The sequence below is a fragment of the Phytobacter sp. RSE-02 genome, assembly GCF_040578655.1.
Taxonomy (GTDB): domain Bacteria; phylum Pseudomonadota; class Gammaproteobacteria; order Enterobacterales; family Enterobacteriaceae; genus Phytobacter; species Phytobacter diazotrophicus.
The window spans coordinates 332,998-352,622 of the sequence record NZ_JBEULY010000005.1 but is presented as its reverse complement, the minus strand read 5'-3'; the positions used below and the strand labels follow the sequence as shown (position 1 = coordinate 352,622).

Sequence of the window (19,625 nt, the reverse complement as noted above, 5' to 3'; positions counted from 1 at the left end):
GGGGAGCGATTATTCCACGATGAACAGCGGCTTACCAGTCATCTCTTTCGGGATTTCCATGCCCATCAGGGTCAGCATGGTCGGTGCGATATCGGAAAGTTTGCCACCTTCGACCGCTTTCAGCGCTTTATCGCCAACGTAAATCAGCGGGACTGGCAGGTTGGTATGGGCAGTGTGCGCCTGGCCGGTTGCCGGGTCACGCATCTGCTCAGCGTTACCGTGGTCAGCGGTGATCAGCAACTGACCGCCAACGGATTCCACCGCTTTGGTTACCTGCTCAACACAGTGGTCCAGCGCTTCAACTGCCTTGATTGCCGCTTCCATCACACCGGTATGACCGACCATGTCGCCGTTCGGGTAGTTACAGATGATGGTGTCGTACTTACCGCTGGTGATAGCGCCAACCAGTTTTTCTGTCAGCTCTGCGGAGCTCATTTCCGGCTGCAGATCGTAGGTCGCCACTTTCGGAGAGTTAATCAGAATACGATCTTCGCCCGGGAACGGCTCTTCAACGCCGCCGTTGAAGAAGAACGTCACGTGAGCATATTTTTCCGTTTCAGAGATACGCAACTGCGTTTTGTCTTTCTTCGCCATCCATTCGCCGAAGGTGTTCGCCAGGGAGGCTGGCGGGTACGCAACGGCGGTTTTGATGTCTGCGGCATATTCGGTCAGCATGACAAAATCGAGGTTCACTACTTTCTTACGGGAGAAACCGTCGAAATCGCTGTTAACAAATGCACGGGTGATTTCACGGGCGCGGTCTGCGCGGAAGTTCATGAAAATCAGCGCGTCGCCGTCTTCCATTGCCGCATCGGGCTGGCCTTCGGCGCGGATCACGGTGGCTTTCACGAATTCGTCGTTTTCGTCACGCGCATAGGCAGCAGCCAGGCCTTCAACCGCGGTCGCGAACTGGAATTCACCTTTTGCCAGCGTCATCAGGTCATAGGCTTGTTCAACGCGGTCCCAGCGGTTGTCGCGGTCCATGGCGTAGTAACGGCCAATGATAGATGCCACCCGGCCTTTGCCCAGGGCGGCAAACTTGTCTTCAAAACGTTTCAGTGAGGAGTCAGCGCTACGCGGCGGCGTATCGCGACCATCCAGGAATGCGTGCAGGTAGATTTTTTCCGCACCGCGCTCAGCGGCCAGCTCGACCATCGCCAGGATGTGATCTTCATGGCTGTGAACGCCACCGGCAGACAGTAGACCCATGATATGAACGGCTTTGCCCGCAGCAACGGCTTTATCCACCGCGCCCGCCAGTACCGGGTTGGTGAAGAAGGTACGCTCTTTAATTTCAACATCCAGACGGGTCAAATCCTGATACACGATGCGGCCAGCACCCAGGTTGACGTGACCCACTTCGGAGTTACCCATCTGGCGATCCGGCAAGCCGACTTCCAGACCAGAAGCGTCAATCAGAGTATGTGGACGTTTGGCCCACAATGCGTCCATAACGGGAGTTTTTGCGCTGTAAATTGCGTTATCCTGCTGCTCTTCACGGTAGCCATAGCCATCCAGGATCACCAGTACCATAGGTTTTTTAGAAACCGACATTGCGACAACCTCATGCTCAAAGACGAAAAATTTGCGTAATTTTACTACAGCTGAATCGATAAAATAGCCGCAGAAGATCAAAGAATACCGCCGCAGGAGGTGAGGATTTCACGGCGTTGATGAATTTTTTTCGTAACAGTCCGCAGAAAATGCATTCCATTACGCTCGCTGGCTGTATTTGCTACACCGCACAGGTATACTCCTTTCCTGGTTTTTACTCACTGATTCGGGAGCTGTTACCCCCCATGCAAGAAATTATGCAATTTGTTAGTCGCCACCCCGTACTTTGCCTCGCCTGGATTGTATTACTGGGGGCGGTGCTGTTCATGACGTTCAAAGGCCTCGCATCGAAAGTGAAAGTGATCACTCGTGGTGAAGCGACGCGTCTGATCAACAAAGAAGATGCTGTTATCGTGGACTTGCGCCAGCGCGATGATTTCCGAAAAGGTCACATCGCAGGCTCAGTGAATTTGCTGCCAACCGAAATCAAGGCCAATAATGTAGGTGAGCTTGAGAAACACAAAAGCAAACCGGTTATCGTCGTGGACGGCTCCGGGATGCAGGCTCAGGAACCTGCGAACGCACTGATCAAAGCCGGTTTCGAGCAAGTTTTTGTGCTCAAAGAAGGCATCGCAGGTTGGAGCGGTGAGAATCTTCCGCTGGTACGCGGTAAGTAATTTACCCGTCGTCTTTCATGCCGCAGGGGCGTTGGCTGCAATTATTCAACCTGGTCACTTACTGAGGTAAGCTCCTGGGATTCATAATTTTGCCGCCTTCCTGCAATATGAAATCCATTGGGTGAAACAACTGGAGCAAAGTCATGGCCAATATTGAGATCTACACCAAAGCAACCTGCCCGTTTTGCCATCGCGCAAAAGCGCTACTGAGCAGCAAAGGCGTTTCTTTTGAAGAACTGCCGATCGATGGCGATGCGGTGAAACGCGAAGAGATGATTAAGCGTAGTGGCCGTACGACGGTACCGCAGATTTTTATTGATGCACAGCACATTGGCGGCTGTGATGATTTATATGCGCTGGACGCGCGCGGTGGGCTCGATCCCCTGTTGCGTTAATGCATAGAAGAAGTGATTCACGTTGCGTCAAGGCCGACAAACAGAGGCAGCCTGAAGAATAAAGCGTATTAAGGACAACACTTAAGGGTTTTAGACATGTCTGAACAAAACAACACGGAAATGACTTTCCAGATTCAACGCATCTACACTAAAGATATCTCTTTCGAAGCACCGAATGCTCCGCATGTGTTTCAGAAAGACTGGCAGCCGGAAGTGAAACTGGATCTGGATACTGCATCCACTCAGCTGGCTGAAGGCGTTTATGAAGTGGTACTGCGTGTTACCGTTACCGCTTCCCTGGGTGAAGAAACGGGCTTCCTGTGCGAAGTGCAGCAAGGCGGTATCTTCTCCATTGACGGTATCGATGGTAACCAACTGGCGCATTGCCTCGGTGCGTATTGCCCGAACATCCTGTTCCCTTACGCGCGTGAGTGCATCACCAGCCTGGTTTCCCGCGGTACTTTCCCGCAACTGAACCTTGCGCCGGTGAACTTTGATGCGCTGTTCATGAACTATCTGCAGCAGCAGGCTGGCGAAGGTGCTGAACAACATCAGGATGCCTGATGAACGCACGCAATGCTGAAATGACTGTGATCGGTGCCGGCTCTTACGGCACCGCTCTTGCCATTACACTGGCAAGAAATGGCCACCAGGTTGTTCTTTGGGGCCATGACCCGAAACATATTGCGACTTTACAGCATGACCGTTGTAACGCCGCTTTCCTTCCTGATGTCCCTTTTCCTGATACGCTTGCGCTGGAAAGCGATCTCGCTTGTGCTCTGGCGGCCAGCCGTAACATTCTCGTGGTTGTGCCAAGCCACGTGTTTGGCACTGTTTTACAGCAGATTAAACCGCTGATGCGCAGCGATGCGCGCATTGTCTGGGCCACCAAAGGTCTGGAAGCTGAGACGGGGCGCCTGTTGCAAGACGTCGCGCGTGAAGTGCTGGGCGATGAGATTCCTCTGGCGGTTATCTCCGGGCCGACCTTCGCGAAGGAGCTGGCGGCAGGGTTGCCAACGGCGATTTCTCTGGCGTCGACTGACCCTGTGTTTGCCGATGATCTCCAGCAATTGCTGCACTGTGGTAAAAGCTTCCGCGTCTACAGCAATCCGGATTTCATTGGCGTGCAGCTTGGCGGCGCGGTGAAAAACGTCATTGCGATTGGCGCAGGCATGTCGGACGGCATCGGTTTTGGCGCTAACGCCCGAACAGCGCTTATCACCCGTGGTTTGACCGAAATGTCGCGTCTGGGCGCGGCGCTGGGTGCCGATCCTGCCACCTTTATGGGCATGGCGGGTTTAGGGGATTTGGTGCTGACCTGTACCGATAATCAGTCACGCAACCGTCGTTTCGGTATGGCGCTGGGGCAGGGGATGGACGTGCAAACGGCGCAGGACCAGATTGGTCAGGTCGTCGAGGGCTACCGCAATACCAAAGAAGTTCGCGCTCTGGCGCATCGGTTTGGTGTCGAAATGCCAATAACCGAGGAAATTTATCAGGTATTGTATTGCGGAAAAAATGCGCGCGAGGCAGCATTGACCTTATTAGGTCGTGCGCGCAAGGACGAGCGCAGTAGTATTTAGCACATACGTCATCCTTCATGCTGCCTGGTTGTTGGCTTCGGCTGCGTACCCCGTCATTTACTTATGTAAGCGTCTGGGGTTTCCAGCCTCGTCGTCGCGACACAGTAAGAATGATTTTGTGTTTATGTCCTCAGCCAGTTAAGCAGTGACTGGCTGAACTTATTACGTCTGGAGTAAGCAATGCCGTGTGAAGAACTGGATATCGTCTGGAATAATATTAAAGCCGAAGCCCGGGCGCTGGCGGACTGTGAGCCAATGCTGGCCAGTTTTTACCACGCAACGTTACTCAAGCATGAAAACCTGGGCAGCGCGCTAAGCTATATGCTGGCAAATAAGCTGGCATCACCCATTATGCCTGCCATCGCCATTCGTGAAGTGGTCGAGGAAGCCTATGCGGCTGACCCGGAAATGATCGCCTCAGCGGCCTGCGACATTCAGGCGGTGCGCACCCGCGATCCGGCGGTGGATAAATACTCCACGCCGCTTTTGTATCTGAAAGGTTTTCACGCGCTACAGGCGTACCGCATCGGCCACTGGCTATGGAACCAGGGACGCCGCGCGTTGGCCATTTTCCTGCAAAATCAGGTCTCCGTATCGTTCCAGGTTGATATCCACCCGGCGGCTAAAATCGGGCGTGGCATTATGCTCGACCATGCTACAGGCATTGTGGTGGGTGAAACCGCGGTGATTGAAGATGACGTGTCGATTCTGCAGTCGGTGACGCTGGGCGGGACTGGCAAAACCAGCGGCGACCGTCACCCGAAAATCCGTGAAGGGGTAATGATTGGCGCCGGGGCGAAAATCCTCGGCAATATCGAAGTAGGCCGCGGTGCGAAAATCGGCGCAGGCTCCGTGGTGTTGCAACCTGTACCGCCGCACACCACCGCCGCAGGCGTTCCGGCGCGCATTGTCGGCAAGCCGGAATCAGACAAACCCGCGATGGATATGGATCAGCATTTTAATGGGATTAACCACGGGTTTGAGTACGGCGACGGGATTTGATTGAGTGCCCGGAGGCGATGCCACGCGCCGCCTCCGGGAGAGCGCTGACTCAGCTTCGCAATATCGCGCCAGCATATCCTAACTGGCGCCAGGCTTCATACACCACTACCGACACCGCGTTAGACAGGTTCATGCTGCGGCTGTCCGGCATCATCGGAATACGGATTTTTTGTCCTGAAGGTAGCGCGTCCAGAATCGACATCGGTAATCCGCGCGTTTCCGGGCCAAACATCAGATAATCGCCGTCCTGATAACTCACCGCGCTGTGTGCTGGCGTTCCTTTGGTGGTGAGAGCAAACAGACGTTCCGGCTTTTCGGCCTCAACAAACGCGGCATAATCATGGTGACGCTTCACGGCTGCAAACTCATGGTAATCCAGCCCGGCACGGCGCAGGCGCTTATCATCCCAGGTAAATCCCATGGGCTCGATAATGTGCAGGCGAAAGCCGGTGTTAGCGCATAAGCGGATGATGTTCCCGGTATTCGGTGGTATTTCTGGCTCGAATAAAACGATATTTAACATGCTGCCCCCTTGATAGCGGGGGGAGCATAGCAGAATTTTGCCCTCACCCTAACCCACTCCCTGTGGGAGAGGGAACTTTCCCTCTGCCTGGTGTGAGACTGGATGCTTTTTTCTCCCTCTCCCTGTGGGAGAGGGCCGGGGTGAGGGCATCAGGCAGCTCTTATTTAAGCCGCATCCCCCTGCGACAACGGTGCCAGCGCTGCCGGGATCTTATTCAGCTCCTGCACCAGCGAGTCTTTGCTGATTTCGCTGATGGATTTCGCGCCGGTCAGGGTCATCGCCACCCGCATCTCTTTTTCGATCAGATTCAGCAGGTTTGTCACCCCGGCGCGGCCATGTGTCGCCAGCGCGTATAGATAAGCGCGGCCCAGCAGCACCGTATCTGCGCCCAGCGCAATCATCCGCACCACGTCCAGCCCGTTGCGAATACCGCTGTCCGCCAGAATCGCGATATCGCCTTTCACCGCATCGGCAATGGCAGGCAATGCTCGTGCGGAAGAGAGCACGCCATCAAGCTGACGTCCGCCGTGGTTCGACACCACAATCCCGTCTGCGCCAAAGCGCACCGCGTCCCGCGCATCTTCGGGATCGAGGATCCCTTTGATCACCATCGGGCCATCCCAAAACTCGCGGATCCATTCAAGGTCTTTCCAGGATATGGAGGGATCGAAATTGTTGGCCAGCCAGCCGATATAATCTTCAAGCCCGGTGGGTTTACCCAGGTAGGTCGATATATTGCCTAAATCGTGCGGTCTGCCATGCAGACCCACATCCCACGCCCATTGTGGATGCGTTATTGCCTGCCAGTAGCGGCGAAATGCGGCGTTTTGTCCACTCATGCCGGAATGGGCATCGCGGTATCGCGCCCCGGGTGTGGGCATATCGACAGTAAAGACCAGCGTGGAACACCCCGCCGCTTTGGCGCGCTCCAGGGCGTTGCGCATAAATCCACGGTCGCGCAGAACATACAACTGAAACCACATCGGGCGCTTAATGGTCGGCGCTACCTCTTCAATCGGACAAACAGATACGGTCGATAAAGTAAACGGTATGCCTTTCGCATCCGCCGCGCCTGCCGCCTGGACTTCCCCCCGCCGCGCGTACATGCCGCATAATCCCACCGGGGCGAGCGCAACCGGCATAGACAGTTTCTCGCCAAAGAGGGTGGTCTCCGTGCTCAGCGCAGACATGTTTTTCAGCACCCGCTGGCGTAGAGCAACCTGACCCAAATCCTCTACGTTCCGACGCAGCGTGTATTCTGCATAGGCACCACCGTCAATGTAGTGGAACAGGAAGGGGGGCAGTATGCGTTGGGCGGCAGCGCGGTAGTCGCTGGCGGCGGAAATGATCATGCTGGGTCTCCAAAAGAATGCGAATGCCGTTCATTGGGCAGGCGAGTGATGCGCGCGCTGCGCGCCTGGTCTTCATCAAACTGACGAATCGTGGTGTGAACAAAACCAAGGTGCGCCATCATCGCTTCGCGGGCGCCATCGGCATCTCCGGCAAAAATGGCGTCCATAATTTCACGGTGCTGCACGGTGAGCTGCGTAAAGACCGGGGGAACCTGGTACATGCGCTGGCGGCTCTGTTTCACCGAGCTTTGCAACAGGTCGAAAAAGCCACGCATGGTTTGCAGCAGTACGATATTGTGCGACGCCTCGGCAATTGCCAGGTGAAAGCGGACGTCCGCTTGGGACGCAAGATCCGGGTCCTCGGCCAGGGTGGCCTCAAAGCACAGACGAATCTTTTCTTTTTCGATGGGTGTGGCGCGTAAGGCCGCATGCCAGGCGGTGCTGCCTTCAATAGCATGGCGCGCTTCGAGGATATCGAAGCTGTAATCCGGGTCATCTTCAAGCAGCGTTTTTAACGGCTGCACAATGTTCTGTTCCGACCATGCCTCATGCTGCCAGCGCACGAACGTGCCGCCGCCGTGGCGACTCAGCAAAACGCCTTCGCTGATGAGTTTTGCGATGGCTTCGCGCAGAGAGTTGCGCGACACGCCAAGTTGCAGGGCGAGCTGGCGCTCAGAGGGCAAACGCATACCCGCCTCAAGCCCTTTTTCACGAATAAGCGTTCTGATTCGCCGGGCAACATCCTCAGAAAGCCGTTCAGCAATCGCGGTCATGGTCTGCTCCGTGTCAGTCAAATTCTGGGGGAAAGTGGTACTGCCAGTTAGCGGCAGCACTATGCCATTAGCACAAGGTTAATTGGCTGGTTTGTAATGGCAATGTTAATTTTATGTGATTTTGCGGGGTGTGAAGTGACGCGCATAAATGCGTGAAGTGGTAGGGCCACTTGAAATCCATTCCATCAGGCTTTCTTGCTTGCCCGTTTGAACATGGGTAGTGCTCAAACAAAACGCAGAGCGTTTTGAACGCCCTCAGGCGGTCCCGTAGGGATAAGCGAAGCGCAGAATCCTCACGTGCTCCGTGTACGCTCCGGTTTTTCCGCGCAGTCCAGGCTTAAACTTCCTGCGCCGATTACGCCTGTTGGGATGGATTTTTACGCAGAAAAAGGGCTCCCCTTCGATGAAGAAGGGGAAGCGGGATCAGAAATCGGTTTTCGAGAAGCCTGTCATCTCTTTGAGGCCCATTTCGCGGCCCAGCGCGGTCATCGGGTGCACAACAACAATACCCCGCACGCTTTTTTTCAGCTTGCCCAGGTCGGCCTGCTCTTTTTTGGTGATGGCGCGCTTGAACGGCATGCTCACCAGCTTTTGTGCTTCTTTACTGAGTTTCTGGCTGTACTGACCACGCAGACGTTCGATTTCAGCTTCGATAGTCGCTTTTTCTTTCTCCAGCTCCGCATATTTTTCGGCGGATTCCACCAGCGACAAACCGGCCTGCTGGTGACGGATAGCGTCCAGACGGTCGCTCAGGCGTTTAATTTCGTTCTTTTCAACTTCTTTCATAGGAGTGTGTTTCTGCTGATTAAAATATAAGGATACCGCATTGCGGCGAACAACCCCAGAAAAGCACGGAAACACTAAAAGTATCCCGCATGCAGGTCCATCTTTGTTTTACGGTTGGGCGAAAAGGAGAGGAGAAAATGGCTAAATTAGGTGACTACACCCCACAAATCATCGATAAAGCGATCGATTTTATGGCTTCAAGCCAGGCGTTCCGTGAGTACCTGGCGCATCAGCATAAGAAAGACCGTGTTCCTGATGATATTCCTACAGATAAAGTCGATATGTACCGTGAAAGGCTGGAATATTATCGCCAGCTTTATCGGCCTGCATGTGTTCATGAAGAAGAGACAGAGTAAGCTTATTTCTGGAATGCTTTTTTCAGGCTGATTCGGGAAATCAACTCCGTCAGGGAAAGCACCATGGTTGAACGAACGACCTGCTGGTAACGCTGTTTTTGCATAGCAAACAGGTCGGGGTCGCTGGTATCAAAGGGCGGTGTTGCAGGCAGCGCCGCCACGCAGTGCAGTTCGCCAAACGGCCCCAGGATTTCATCATCCGTGAAGGCGTATTCAGTGCCGTCGTGATTCAGTTCTTCACGTAACGCCATCAACAATTCCGCATCTTCATACTCATGCCGACTGATTACGCCAAGCCCATAAATCAGTTTTAAGCGCACGGACAAGTTGCCCAGCGGTCCATCTCCGTCAAGCAACGGCTCTACAGCATATTTCACTGCATAGTCGTCTTTGCGGAAGACCTGAAGCACCAGGATATTCACCGCCTCGGTCAATAACTCGACGGCGGCAATCAGAAAGCTTCGTACGGTTTTGCCAGCATTCAGACGCTCGAGCACACGGTTTTCGAAAGCCTGTGTTAGTTCCATTATTGCCTGCATATCTGACAATCTTGTTAACAGGCGCGGGATGTCCCGCGCCAAACTCGGCATCATGCCTTTGCGTTGTATGCGTTAACAGCTTCGGCTACCACGTCGCTTGCTGCGTCCAGACCGGAGATCTGTACCAGCGCGGCCTGTGGGCCTTTTTCTTCAATTAAGGTCGCTAATTCCTGCGCCTGTGGATCCTGTTCACTGCGGTAATGCATGGCAGCGGCGATACCTTTTACCAGGTTCGCGTGCGGCAGACCATATTCCAGCGTGCCGAGCAGCGGTTTGATCAGACGATCGCCTGCGCTCAGTTTACGCAGCGGCTGACGGCCTACGCGCTCAACATCATCTTTCAGGTATGGGTTCTCAAAACGACCAAGGATTTTTTCGATATACGCGGCGTGTTTGGCAGCATCGAAGCCGTAGCGCTTGATCAGAACCGCGCCACTCTCTTCCATTGCGCCTTTCACCACTGCACGGATGCTGTCATCCAGAATGGCGTCGCGAATGGTCTGATGACCGGTCTGTTGTCCAAGGTACGCGGTTATAGCATGCCCGGTGTTCAACGTGAAGAGCTTGCGCTCAACAAACGCCATCAGATTGTCGGTTAATTCCATGCCTGGAATGTTTGGCAGGTCGCCAACAAATTGGGTTTTATCAACAATCCACTCGCTAAAGGTTTCTACGGTCACTTCCAGCGGATCGTTAGTTGCAGATTCAGAAGGCGGAACAATGCGGTCCACTGCGGAATCAACGAAGCCGACATGGGCTTCAACCCACGCTTTATCTTCTGCTGCCAGCGCGTTGAACACATGGCCTTTTAACTGAGAGGTTCCGCGCACCATGTTCTCACAGGCAATGATATTCAGCGGGGCTTCTACGCCCTGCGCTTTACGTTTTGCCAGGCCTTTGGCGATGGCCGGGGCGATACGCTCCAGAACCACCGGACCAACGGCGGTTGTCACCAGATCAACAGAGGCAATCAGATCAACCACATCGTCGCCGATGCTGCTCACCGCATTGACGCCGGAAACGGTGTCTACCTGCTCTTTTTCACCAACAACGTGAACCTGATAGCTATGACGGGCATTAAGGGCGTCGAGAACCACCTGATTAACATCGGCGAATGTCAGCGTAATCCCCGCGTCAGCCAGCAGTTTGCCGATGAAGCCACGTCCGATATTACCTGCGCCAAAATGTAATGCTTTCATAGAATTAACCTTAATCAATGTTTTTACCCGAGAGGGCTGGGGTGAGGAACCACGTGAAATTATCCTCACCCTAACCCTCTCCCTGAGGGAGAGGGGAGGTGTCTCCCGGATGCGCTTCGCTTATCCGGGACCAGGGTTACGCTTTCAGCAGCGCCAGCACTTCTTCAACGCTGTTGGTATTTGCCAGACGCTCGATAACGGTTTCATCATCCAGTGCGTTGGTCAGGCTGGTAATCACCTGAATATGCTCGTTATTGCGCGCAGCGATACCGATAACCAGACGGGCGATGTCATCCTCTTCTTCACCGAAGCGCACGCCTTGCGGGTACTGGCAGAATACTACGCCGGTTTTCAGCACGCGATCTTTCGCTTCAACGGTGCCGTGCGGTACCGCGATGGACTCACCCAGGTAAGTCGGGGTCAGTTTTTCGCGTTCCAGCATCGCTTCAACGTATTCCGGCTGAACATAACCGCCTTTCACCAGTTGTTCGCCGGCAAAACGGATAGCTTCTTCTTTGTTACTGGCTGTACGACCCAGGAACACATTGTCTGCGCCCAGCTTGAACAGGTTGCTGTCGCCAGCGTCAAAGCTATCCTGCAAGCTGGTCTGAACCTTTACGCTGTTGTCCACGTGGCGCTGTGCGGCAACCAGGCGTTCAGTCAGGTTGGTGTACAGGCCGCTGTCCAGGAAGTTGGTCAGCGAAATGTGCTGTGCCTGAGGAGCCTGACGCATAGCGCGCTCGGTCAGGTCACGGTGCGTAATCACCAGGTCAACGTCAGACGGCAGGCTGTTGATAGCGCTGTTGGTCACAGAGATGTTGGTCAGACCGGCATCCTGAACTTTCTTACGCAGCACACCGGCACCCATTGCGCTGGAGCCCATACCGGCATCACACGCAACGATGATTTTACGAACGTGGCTCAGGTCGTTGGTCACGTCGCCAGCGGCCAGCGGGGTAGCGCCTTTAGACTGTGCTTTCATGTCCTGTACACGACGGGTAGCCGCTTCGATATCGTCATCTTCTTCTTTCACTTTGCTGGTTTTCAGCAGAATCGCGGAGATAACGAAGGAGACGATCAGCGCAGCAAAGATAGCCACGAGGTTCGCGAAGTAAGTGCCTTTCGGCGTCATTGCCAGTACGGCCAGGATGGAACCCGGAGAAGCCGGAGAAACCAGGCCACCGTTCAGCACGCTCAGTGTGAACACGCCAGTCATACCACCAAGGATTACCGCCAGCAGCAGACGTGGGTTCATCAGCACGTACGGGAAGTAAATTTCGTGGATACCGCCCAGGAAGTGGATGATAGCCGCGCCGCCAGCAGACTGACGAGCACTACCACGACCAAAGAACATGTACGCCAGCAGAACGCCCATCCCCGGACCCGGGTTGGCTTCGATCAGGAAGAAGATAGACTTGCCGAGGTCATGAGACTGCTGAATACCCAGCGGCGAGAAGATACCGTGGTTGATGGCGTTGTTGAGGAACAGGATTTTCGCCGGTTCAACAAAGATAGACGCCAGCGGCAGCATGTCGTGCGCCACCATGAAGTTAACGCCCGCAGCCAGACCTTTGGACAGAACTTCAACCGCAGGGCCGATGCCTTTAAACGCCAGCAGTGCCAGAATCATACCGATGATGCCAGCGGAGAAGTTATTCACCAGCATTTCGAAACCGGATTTGATCTTACCGTCTACAGCGGCGTCGAATTTCTTGATGCACAGGCCGCCCAGAGGACCGGCAACCATTGCACCAAGGAACATCGGCATATCAGCACCGACGATAACACCCATGGTGGTGATTGCACCTACCACACCACCACGATCGCCACCCACCAGACGACCACCGGTAAAACCGATCAGCAGCGGCAGCAGGAAAGTAATCATTGGGCCGACGAGTTTCGCCAGCGTTTCGTTTGGTAACCATCCTGTAGGAATAAACAATGCGGTAATAATACCCCACGCGATAAACGCGCCGATATTGGGCATTACCATGTTGCTGAGGAAGCGACCAAAGCTTTGCACTCTGATCTTGATATCGGATGACATAAAACACCCCTTCTTATGTTTGCTATCTCACAGGCCGGAAGCCCGAGGTTTTGTTGTTAACGTGGCGGCAGAGGTAGCCGGACCCATGATCTGTGCTGCGAAATCTCGCACCGAATCGATGAACTGTCCAGATGGTGCCAATTTGTGTGATGGAGATCACGTTAATGCAGGGGGTACACCATCCAATGAAGTGATCTTTGTCACAAAAATTATGTGTAAAAAAAGAACAAAGGCTATAATTTCGCCGCCACACGCCTGTTAATGTGATGTTAATCACAATTGTTAGCGGTGAGTTTGTTGTTTATTTGTGATCTAAATCACAAGATATTTTTGCCAGGAGTTTTCCGAGTGTGATCGCTCGCAAACTGTGGTTTTTCCTGGCCTTCGCCACTGTAATTCCCTTTCACTTTTCGCGTGGCTGCGAAGGCAAGACGTAACGCACTATAGTCAGAGCAGTTTTCATATTTATGAAATGGTCAGCGCGCGCTTTGGTCGGGTAGTACATACTTACTGTTTTGTTGGCGAAGAGGAGAAGGCAATGAAACTTATCGGCAGCTATACAAGCCCTTTTGTACGAAAAATATCGGTCATCCTGCTCGAGAAGGGCATCACCTTCGAATTTGTGAATGAACAACCCTACAACGCTATTAACGGCGTGGCGCATTACAACCCGTTGGGAAAAGTACCGGCCCTGGTAACCGATGACGGTGAAGTGTGGTACGACTCGCCGATCATTGCCGAATATATCGACCTGTTGGGTATCGCTCCGGCCATGCTGCCTGCCGATCCCAAAGCCGCGCTGAAAATTCGTCAGATTGAAGCGCTGGCGGACGGTATCATGGATGCGGCGCTGGTTTCCGTGCGTGAGCAGGCGCGTCCGGTGGCCCAGCAATCGGAAACGGAGCTCTTACGCCAGCGCGAAAAAATCAATCGCGGCCTCGACACCCTGGAGAGCTATATCAACGAAGGGGCATTACGCGTTGATGAGATGAACCTCGCCACTATCGCCATTGCCTGCGCCATTAGCTATCTCAATTTCCGCCGTGTCTCCCCTGGCTGGTGTGTGGATCGTCCGCAATTGGTTAAAATGGTGGAAAATCTCTTTCAGCGTGAAAGCTTTGCGCGCACAGAACCGCCAAAGGATTGACGCCCGTTATGTCAGGCTGAACCAAGTCGCTGTACAATCCCCCTCATGTCGAATCCCTCTCCCATCGGGAGAGGGCAACCCTCAGCCAGGCCATTTCATGACAACGGAAAATCACTCGCTTTACAGCCAGATCCCCTCAACCGATCGCCTGTTACGTGATGAGGCGTTCACTCTGTTACTGACCGAATTTGGGCACAACCGTGTGGCGCAGACGCTGCGTCAGTTGCAGGACGAAGCCCGTGATGACATCCGCCAGCGCCAGGCACTGCCCGTCTGGTGTAATGACTGGGCACAGGCAACGTACCAGCGCTTGTTGGATGAAAATGCCAGCGCGCTGCGCCCGGTTATCAACTTGACGGGTACCGTGTTACACACCAATCTTGGGCGCGCGTTACAGGCGCAAGCGGCGATCGACGCCGTCGCGCAGGTGATGCGTTCACCCGTGACGCTAGAGTATTCGCTGGATGACGCCGGGCGCGGGCACCGCGACCAGGCGCTCGCCGATATCCTCTGCCGCCTGACGGGCGCGGAGGATGCCTGCATCGTCAATAACAATGCAGCGGCGGTTCTTCTGATGCTGGCGGCAACGGCCAGTGGTAAAGAGGTGGTGGTCTCTCGTGGCGAGCTGGTGGAGATCGGCGGCGCGTTTCGTATTCCTGATGTTATGCGCCAGGCGGGCTGCTTTCTGCATGAAGTCGGCACCACCAATCGCACCCATGCGAAAGATTATCGTGAGGCGGTCAACGACAATACCGCGCTGCTGATGAAGGTTCATACCAGCAACTATCACATTGAAGGCTTTACCAAAACGGTAGACGAAGCGGAGCTGGTGACGCTCGGTGATGAGTTAAATGTGCCGGTGATTGCGGATTTGGGCAGCGGCTCGCTGGTGGATTTAAGTCTCTATGGTTTGCCAAAAGAGCCGATGCCGCAGGAACTGATTGCCGCAGGCGTGAGTCTGGTGAGTTTTTCCGGCGATAAACTGCTTGGCGGCCCGCAGGCGGGCATCATTGTGGGGAAAAAAGCGCTGATCGCGCAGTTGCAGCGCCACCCGCTCAAGCGTGCGCTGCGGGCAGATAAAATGACGCTGGCGGCACTGGAAGCGACGCTGCGTCTGTATCTGCACCCGGAAAAGCTGCGGGACAATTTACCCACCCTGCGTTTGCTGACGCGAAAACCAGACGAGATTCGCCAGCAAGCGTTGCGCCTTGCCGGGGTACTTGCCGACCATTACGATGCGTTCGACCTGCGTGTGGAAGCGTGTTTATCGCAAATCGGCAGCGGTTCCCTGCCAGTGGACAGGCTGCCCAGCGCCGCGCTGACTTTTACCCCGCGTGACGGCAGCGGGCGTCGCCTGGAAGCGCTTGCGGCATCCTGGCGTAACCTGCCAGAGCCGGTGCTGGGGCGGATCTCTGATGGCCGCTTATGGCTGGATTTACGCTGCCTTGAGAATGAACCCCGATTTCTGGAGATGTTGTTGAAATGATTATTGCCACCGCCGGGCACGTCGACCACGGCAAAACGACATTACTACAGGCCATTACCGGCGTGAATGCTGACCGTTTGCCGGAAGAGAAAGCGCGCGGTATGACCATCGATCTTGGCTATGCCTACTGGCCGCAGCCGGATGGCAGCGTGCCAGGCTTTATTGATGTGCCGGGCCACGAGAAGTTTCTGTCCAATATGCTGGCAGGTGTGGGCGGTATCGACCATGCGCTGCTGGTGGTGGCCTGCGACGATGGCGTGATGGCGCAAACCCGCGAGCATCTGGCTATTTTGCAACTCACCGGTAACCCGGCGCTGACTGTTGCGCTGACCAAAGCCGATCGCGTGGATGAGGCGCGTATTGATGCCGTCCGCCACGAGGTACTGGCGACGTTAAACGACTTTGGCTGGAAAGAGGCGGCGCTGTTTGTGACGGCGGCAACCGAAGCGCGTGGCATTGACGAACTGCGCGCGCACCTGCTGCAACTGCCTGCGCGTGCGCATCCGCAGCATCAACGTTTTCGCCTGGCACTCGACCGGGCGTTTACGGTGAAAGGGGCGGGGCTGGTGGTGACCGGAACCGCGCTGTCGGGTGAAGTGCGCGTGGGCGATACGCTGTGGCTCACCGGGGTGAATAAGCCGATGCGCGTGCGCGGATTGCATGCCCAAAATCAGCCGACCGGGCGGGCGTATGCCGGGCAACGCATCGCCCTGAATATCGCCGGTGATGCGGAAAAAGAGGCCCTGACCCGTGGGGACTGGCTGCTTTCCGTCACGCCGCCCGAACCTTCGGAGCGTGTCATTGTGGCGCTGCAAACCCATACGCCGTTGACCCAGTGGCAACCGCTGCATATTCACCACGCTGCGAGTCATATCACCGGGCGCGTATCATTGCTGGATAACAACCTGGCGGAGCTGGTGCTTGATACGCCGTTATGGCTGGCAGATAACGACAGACTGGTGCTGCGGGACATTTCCGCGCGTGAAACGCTGGCAGGCGCGCGCGTGGTGGCGTTGCACCCACCGCGTCGCGGCAAGCGCAAACCGGAGTATCAGCAGTGGCTTGGCGCACTGGCGGCAACAGAAAGCGATGCGCAGGCGCTGGCCGTGCATCTGCAACGCGGGGCGGTGAACCTTCCGGCCTTTGCCTGGGCGCGGCAGTTGAACGATGCAGGGCTTGAGGCGTTGGTGAGCGAACCTGGGTTTATTCGTGCGGGAGACAACCTGCTCAGTGCGCCCGTGGCCGCAGGCTGGCAGCGTAAATTGCTGGCGACGCTTGCCCAATATCACGATCAGCATGCGGATGAACCCGGCCCTGGACGCGAGCGTTTACGGCGTATGGCGCTGCCGATGGAAGATGAAGCGCTGGTGCTGACGCTGATTGAGCAGATGCGCGACAGCGGCGAGATCTACAGCCACCACGGCTGGCTGCATCTGCCGGATCATAAAGCGGGCTTTACCGACGAGCAGGCCGCCATCTGGCAGCGTGCCGAGCCGTTGTTCGGCGACGAACCCTGGTGGGTGCGTGATTTAGCGCGTGAGACGGGCGCGGATGAGCAGGTGATGCGCAGCGTGTTGCGCCAGGCGGCACAACAAGGGCTGATAACGGCGATCGTCAAAGATCGTTATTACCGCAACGATCGGATTGTCGCTTTCGCCAGTATGATCCGCGACCGCGATCCGATTCACGGTTCGACCAGCGCAGCGGATTTCCGCGACACCCTTAATGTCGGGCGTAAGCTGGCGATTCAGATCCTGGAATACTTCGACCGCATCGGTTTTACCCGCCGTCGCGGTAATGACCACGTGCTGCGCGATAAAGCGCTGTTTACGAAATAGCCTGAACCCCCGGTGGCGCTACGCTTACCGGGGCTACGGGGATTGTAAAGGGGAACGCGGTGTGCCCCTTTACCCGTTCACGTGTTCAGGAGGTCCATTTCGGCATGAACATAAAGGGAACGGAACCCTCCACCTGAGCCGCATATTCCCCTCACCCCAACCCTCTCCCGGGGGAGAGGGAGAAAACCGGGTGTAGATACTGTGAACGTCTTCAACCTTGTTAACCATGGCTGACTCGTTTTCCCGCATGACAACCACAGCGACATCTTTGTGCCTCCCTGGCGCAGAGCGTGCAGCGAGGGGGTTGAGTCCCCGCTGAAATCGGTGAGACGAAGACCCGATGGCAAGGTCAGGCCGCCAGGGATGGCGGACTGAGGTTTGTCGAGACAGGACGTCGAGTCAAACCGACCGCAGGCAGCGGGGCGGGAGGCGAACGCAGTGCGAAGCACCGATTTTTTGCGGGGCCGCGGGGATTGTAAAGGGGAACGCGGTGTTCCCCTTTACCCGTTCACGTGTCCGGAGGTGACATTTCGCCATGAACATAAGGTGAACGGAACCCACCTTCCGAGCCGCATATTCCCCTCACCCCAACCCTCTCACCGGGGGAGAGGGAGAAAACCGGGTGTAGCCCGGATAAGGCGTTTGCGCCGCCATCCGGGGTTACGACCGGGTGGGGAACAGACTGAATGCCAGGGAATATTCGCCATTCCTCCGGTCCACGATCCCGATTGTCTATACTCGATAAAACAACACGGGAGGAAAATATGGCCACACATCACCAGTCCGATGACCAACACACCAAAGATGTTAAAGACGCGCCAAACAAACAGGGGGAAATCCCTCGTAAGCGCGATGACAGCAAGGACGACCAGAAAGACCCTTTTAAAGCGAGCTAAAGGCAAACATATGTAGCCGCAATGACCGGACACACAGAGTCTGCTAGCATAGCGGCCTGCAACTACTCAGAGATAACACCGTGACCGCCTTTTCAACCTTAAATGCTTTGCCCGCTGAACTCCTCGCCAACCTTGATGAGCTGGGTTATCACTCCATGACCCCGGTCCAGGCGGCGGCATTGCCGGCGATCCTTGAAGGCAAAGACGTGCGCGTACAGGCGCAGACTGGCAGCGGCAAAACCGCCGCGTTTGGCTTAGGCTTGCTGCAGCACATCGATGCCAGCCAGTTTGTGACCCAATCTCTGGTGCTATGCCCAACGCGTGAGCTGGCTGACCAGGTCGCCAAAGAGCTTCGTCGTCTGGCGCGTTATCTGCCCAACATTAAAATTCTGACTTTGTGCGGCGGTGTGCCGTTTGGTGCACAGCGCGATTCGCTTCAGCATGCGCCGCATATCATCGTCGCCACGCCGGGTCGTCTGCTGGATCATCTGGAAAAAGCCACCGTCAACCTGGACGCCCTGAAAACGCTGGTCCTGGACGAAGCCGATCGCATGCTCGATATGGGCTTTAGCGACGCCATTGACGCCATCCTGCGCCATGCGCCGGAACGTCGTCAGACGCTGCTCTTTTCCGCCACCTGGCCTGCGGCCATTGCGGCCATCAGTACCCGTTTCCAGCGCGATCCGCAAACCATTGAAATCGACTCGGTCGAAACCTTACCGGCGGTGGAACAGCACTTCTATGAAGTCTCGCGCAGGGAAAAAATTCCGCTGCTGCTGAGTCTGTTAAGCAAGCATCAGCCAGCTTCCTGCGTGGTGTTCTGCAACACCAAAAAAGATTGCCAGGAAGTGTGCGATGCGCTGAATGAGCGTAACCAGAGCGCGCTGGCGCTGCATGGCGATATGGAACAGCGTGACCGCGACCAGACGCTGGTGCGCTTTGCCAACGGCAGTAGCCGTGTTCTGGTGGCTACCGACGTCGCCGCGCGCGGGCTGGATATCAAAGCGCTGGAAATGGTCATCAACTACGAGCTGTCCTGGGACCCGGAAGTGCACGTACACCGCATTGGCCGTACCGCGCGTGCCGGGCAGAGCGGTATGGCGCTTAGCCTGTGCGCACCGGAAGAAGCGCAGCGTGCGGCTATTCTCGGTGAAATGCTGGCTATTTCGCTCGACTGGCAATCCCCGGTTATCAGCAACAACATCAAGCCGCTGGAGGCGGAGATGGCGACCCTGTGCATCGATGGCGGTAAGAAAGCCAAAATGCGCCCCGGTGATATTCTTGGCGCACTGACCGGTGATATTGGCCTGGATGGCGCGGATATCGGCAAGATTGATATGCACCCGATGCATGCCTATGTTGCCGTGCGTCAGTCCGTGGCAAAACAGGCCTGGAAGCAACTCCAGCAGGGCAAAATCAAAGGCAAAGCCTGCCGGGTGCGTCTGCTCAAGTAAGACGGTGAACGGTAACCC

The 19,625-nt window shown here is 55.6% G+C and carries 19 protein-coding genes; 11 read left to right on the top strand and 8 right to left on the bottom strand.

The annotated features are described in order from the left end of the window. Positions 1 to 9: 9 nt before the first annotated feature. Positions 10 to 1,554 (bottom strand): 2,3-bisphosphoglycerate-independent phosphoglycerate mutase, encoded by a 1,545-nt coding sequence (gene gpmM, locus ABU190_RS14025; protein WP_317077933.1) that lies wholly within the window; start codon positions 1,552 to 1,554, stop codon positions 10 to 12. 245 nt (positions 1,555 to 1,799) lie between these two features. On the opposite strand from gpmM, the gene ABU190_RS14020 reads away from it, so the two are divergent. The 5 genes from ABU190_RS14020 (at position 1,800) to cysE (ending at position 5,211) form a co-directional block, all read left to right on the top strand. Continuing rightward, positions 1,800 to 2,231, top strand: a complete 432-nt coding sequence (locus ABU190_RS14020; protein ID WP_110296564.1) for a rhodanese-like domain-containing protein — start codon at positions 1,800 to 1,802, stop codon at positions 2,229 to 2,231. Positions 2,232 to 2,374: 143 nt separating this feature from the next. Further along, the gene (grxC, locus tag ABU190_RS14015) at positions 2,375 to 2,626 is read left to right on the top strand and encodes a glutaredoxin 3 (RefSeq protein WP_039080134.1); all 252 of its coding nucleotides are present in this window, start codon (positions 2,375 to 2,377) and stop codon (positions 2,624 to 2,626) included. Positions 2,627 to 2,722: 96 nt separating this feature from the next. Beyond that, positions 2,723 to 3,190 (top strand): protein-export chaperone SecB, encoded by a 468-nt coding sequence (gene secB / locus ABU190_RS14010; protein ID WP_039080135.1) that lies wholly within the window; start codon positions 2,723 to 2,725, stop codon positions 3,188 to 3,190. Continuing rightward, on the top strand, positions 3,190 to 4,209 hold the full coding sequence (gpsA, locus tag ABU190_RS14005) for an NAD(P)H-dependent glycerol-3-phosphate dehydrogenase (RefSeq protein ID WP_039080136.1): 1,020 nt from the start codon (positions 3,190 to 3,192) through the stop codon (positions 4,207 to 4,209). Before secB ends, gpsA begins: the two co-directional genes overlap by 1 nt. A gap of 180 nt (positions 4,210 to 4,389) precedes the next feature. After that, positions 4,390 to 5,211, top strand: coding sequence for a serine O-acetyltransferase (gene cysE / locus ABU190_RS14000; RefSeq protein WP_047372612.1), 822 nt, complete (start codon positions 4,390 to 4,392; stop codon positions 5,209 to 5,211). Between the two features lie 49 nt (positions 5,212 to 5,260). Here the strand turns inward: cysE and trmL are convergent, their stop codons facing one another. The 4 genes from trmL to ABU190_RS13980 all read right to left on the bottom strand — a co-directional run bounded on the left by trmL (position 5,261) and on the right by ABU190_RS13980 (position 8,645). Continuing rightward, complete coding sequence (gene trmL / locus ABU190_RS13995; protein WP_354691640.1) at positions 5,261 to 5,734, bottom strand: tRNA (uridine(34)/cytosine(34)/5-carboxymethylaminomethyluridine(34)-2'-O)-methyltransferase TrmL; 474 nt, start codon at positions 5,732 to 5,734, stop codon at positions 5,261 to 5,263. Positions 5,735 to 5,898: 164 nt separating this feature from the next. After that, positions 5,899 to 7,086 (bottom strand): FMN-dependent L-lactate dehydrogenase LldD, encoded by a 1,188-nt coding sequence (gene lldD, locus ABU190_RS13990; RefSeq protein WP_354691639.1) that lies wholly within the window; start codon positions 7,084 to 7,086, stop codon positions 5,899 to 5,901. Further along, entirely contained in the window at positions 7,083 to 7,859 is a 777-nt protein-coding gene (lldR, locus tag ABU190_RS13985; protein WP_071195064.1) for a transcriptional regulator LldR, read from the bottom strand. Before lldR ends, lldD begins: the two co-directional genes overlap by 4 nt. Before the next feature lie 423 nt (positions 7,860 to 8,282). Next, entirely contained in the window at positions 8,283 to 8,645 is a 363-nt protein-coding gene (locus tag ABU190_RS13980) for a YibL family ribosome-associated protein (RefSeq protein ID WP_354691638.1), read from the bottom strand. A 137-nt stretch (positions 8,646 to 8,782) separates the two neighbouring features. Between ABU190_RS13980 and ABU190_RS13975 the strand changes: the two genes are divergently transcribed. Then, positions 8,783 to 9,001: a hypothetical protein gene (locus ABU190_RS13975; protein WP_039080142.1), complete on the top strand. Its 219-nt coding sequence runs from the start codon at positions 8,783 to 8,785 to the stop codon at positions 8,999 to 9,001. 2 nt (positions 9,002 to 9,003) lie between these two features. On the opposite strand, the gene mtlR is transcribed toward ABU190_RS13975, so the two are convergent. From mtlR to ABU190_RS13960, 3 genes are all read right to left on the bottom strand, one after another. Then, positions 9,004 to 9,591 (bottom strand): mannitol operon repressor MtlR, encoded by a 588-nt coding sequence (mtlR, locus tag ABU190_RS13970; RefSeq protein WP_103245146.1) that lies wholly within the window; start codon positions 9,589 to 9,591, stop codon positions 9,004 to 9,006. Beyond that, complete coding sequence (gene mtlD / locus ABU190_RS13965; protein ID WP_039080144.1) at positions 9,591 to 10,739, bottom strand: mannitol-1-phosphate 5-dehydrogenase; 1,149 nt, start codon at positions 10,737 to 10,739, stop codon at positions 9,591 to 9,593. The genes mtlR and mtlD overlap by 1 nt, the downstream gene beginning before the upstream one ends. 136 nt (positions 10,740 to 10,875) lie before the next feature. Next, entirely contained in the window at positions 10,876 to 12,786 is a 1,911-nt protein-coding gene (locus tag ABU190_RS13960) for a PTS mannitol transporter subunit IICBA (RefSeq protein WP_039080145.1), read from the bottom strand. Positions 12,787 to 13,324: 538 nt separating this feature from the next. Here ABU190_RS13960 and ABU190_RS13955 point away from each other — a divergent pair. From ABU190_RS13955 to dbpA, 5 genes are all read left to right on the top strand, one after another. Continuing rightward, the gene (locus ABU190_RS13955; protein WP_039080146.1) at positions 13,325 to 13,933 is read left to right on the top strand and encodes a glutathione S-transferase; all 609 of its coding nucleotides are present in this window, start codon (positions 13,325 to 13,327) and stop codon (positions 13,931 to 13,933) included. Positions 13,934 to 14,030: 97 nt separating this feature from the next. After that, entirely contained in the window at positions 14,031 to 15,419 is a 1,389-nt protein-coding gene (gene selA / locus ABU190_RS13950; RefSeq protein ID WP_354691637.1) for an L-seryl-tRNA(Sec) selenium transferase, read from the top strand. After that, the gene (gene selB / locus ABU190_RS13945; protein WP_354691636.1) at positions 15,416 to 17,257 is read left to right on the top strand and encodes a selenocysteine-specific translation elongation factor; all 1,842 of its coding nucleotides are present in this window, start codon (positions 15,416 to 15,418) and stop codon (positions 17,255 to 17,257) included. Before selA ends, selB begins: the two co-directional genes overlap by 4 nt. Positions 17,258 to 18,021: 764 nt before the next feature. Further along, positions 18,022 to 18,153 (top strand): hypothetical protein, encoded by a 132-nt coding sequence (locus ABU190_RS13940; RefSeq protein ID WP_223878750.1) that lies wholly within the window; start codon positions 18,022 to 18,024, stop codon positions 18,151 to 18,153. Between the two features lie 80 nt (positions 18,154 to 18,233). Beyond that, on the top strand, positions 18,234 to 19,607 hold the full coding sequence (gene dbpA, locus ABU190_RS13935) for an ATP-dependent RNA helicase DbpA (RefSeq protein WP_132440465.1): 1,374 nt from the start codon (positions 18,234 to 18,236) through the stop codon (positions 19,605 to 19,607). Positions 19,608 to 19,625 lie beyond the last annotated feature (18 nt).

Excerpts from the sequence above, each read along its gene's own strand:
- ABU190_RS13940 (WP_223878750.1), top strand. The coding sequence starts at position 18,022 with ATGGCCACACATCACCAGTCCGATGACCAACACACCAAAGATGTTAAA.
- selA (WP_354691637.1), top strand. The coding sequence starts at position 14,031 with ATGACAACGGAAAATCACTCGCTTTACAGCCAGATCCCCTCAACCGAT.
- lldD (WP_354691639.1), bottom strand. The coding sequence starts at position 7,086 with ATGATCATTTCCGCCGCCAGCGACTACCGCGCTGCCGCCCAACGCATA.
- mtlR (WP_103245146.1), bottom strand. The coding sequence starts at position 9,591 with ATGCCGAGTTTGGCGCGGGACATCCCGCGCCTGTTAACAAGATTGTCA.
- gpmM (WP_317077933.1), bottom strand. The coding sequence starts at position 1,554 with ATGTCGGTTTCTAAAAAACCTATGGTACTGGTGATCCTGGATGGCTAT.
- ABU190_RS13975 (WP_039080142.1), top strand. The coding sequence starts at position 8,783 with ATGGCTAAATTAGGTGACTACACCCCACAAATCATCGATAAAGCGATC.
- grxC (WP_039080134.1), top strand. The coding sequence starts at position 2,375 with ATGGCCAATATTGAGATCTACACCAAAGCAACCTGCCCGTTTTGCCAT.
- gpsA (WP_039080136.1), top strand. The coding sequence starts at position 3,190 with ATGAACGCACGCAATGCTGAAATGACTGTGATCGGTGCCGGCTCTTAC.
- ABU190_RS13955 (WP_039080146.1), top strand. The coding sequence starts at position 13,325 with ATGAAACTTATCGGCAGCTATACAAGCCCTTTTGTACGAAAAATATCG.
- cysE (WP_047372612.1), top strand. The coding sequence starts at position 4,390 with ATGCCGTGTGAAGAACTGGATATCGTCTGGAATAATATTAAAGCCGAA.
- secB (WP_039080135.1), top strand. The coding sequence starts at position 2,723 with ATGTCTGAACAAAACAACACGGAAATGACTTTCCAGATTCAACGCATC.
- trmL (WP_354691640.1), bottom strand. The coding sequence starts at position 5,734 with ATGTTAAATATCGTTTTATTCGAGCCAGAAATACCACCGAATACCGGG.
- mtlD (WP_039080144.1), bottom strand. The coding sequence starts at position 10,739 with ATGAAAGCATTACATTTTGGCGCAGGTAATATCGGACGTGGCTTCATC.
- ABU190_RS14020 (WP_110296564.1), top strand. The coding sequence starts at position 1,800 with ATGCAAGAAATTATGCAATTTGTTAGTCGCCACCCCGTACTTTGCCTC.
- ABU190_RS13980 (WP_354691638.1), bottom strand. The coding sequence starts at position 8,645 with ATGAAAGAAGTTGAAAAGAACGAAATTAAACGCCTGAGCGACCGTCTG.
- lldR (WP_071195064.1), bottom strand. The coding sequence starts at position 7,859 with ATGACCGCGATTGCTGAACGGCTTTCTGAGGATGTTGCCCGGCGAATC.
- ABU190_RS13960 (WP_039080145.1), bottom strand. The coding sequence starts at position 12,786 with ATGTCATCCGATATCAAGATCAGAGTGCAAAGCTTTGGTCGCTTCCTC.
- selB (WP_354691636.1), top strand. The coding sequence starts at position 15,416 with ATGATTATTGCCACCGCCGGGCACGTCGACCACGGCAAAACGACATTA.